This is a genomic window from Pedobacter sp. 01N416 (genome assembly GCF_056399685.1).
Genome location: NZ_JBFTRT010001154.1, coordinates 1 through 365, shown reverse-complemented (window position 1 = coordinate 365; position 365 = coordinate 1). Strand labels below are relative to the sequence as shown.

1 protein-coding gene is annotated in these 365 nt (G+C 38.1%); it reads left to right on the top strand.

The features are described 5' to 3' along the window. Nucleotides 1-365, top strand: a 365-nt coding sequence (locus AC1DND_RS29675) for a hypothetical protein (protein WP_477586653.1), incomplete at both ends; no start/stop codon positions are given.

Sequence of the window (365 nt, the reverse complement as noted above, 5' to 3'; positions counted from 1 at the left end):
AAATTGGAGGGATCCATAAAATCCTATCTCAATCAAGGAGGCAAATTACTTTTGACGCTTGATGCCGTTAAATTACTTAATACATGGGGGATTGAAAAAAGCCCTATTGAAATCAGACACCGTAGCGCTGTTGATGAGGGGTTTGGGCGTAAATTAGGTTTTCATGGTTTCCGAAGTCACCCTGTATTTTCAGATATGCATGGTGGAGCTTATGTATGGCACCCCAAAAAAGATCTAAATATGAGGACGTTAGGTTTTTTTGAAAAGAACCTCCCAAATGCAAAGGGTTCAAAGATAATAGGTATTGATTGGGCTTACATTTCCTATGATGAGAAAAATAAATTACTATGGGAGATACCTTATGG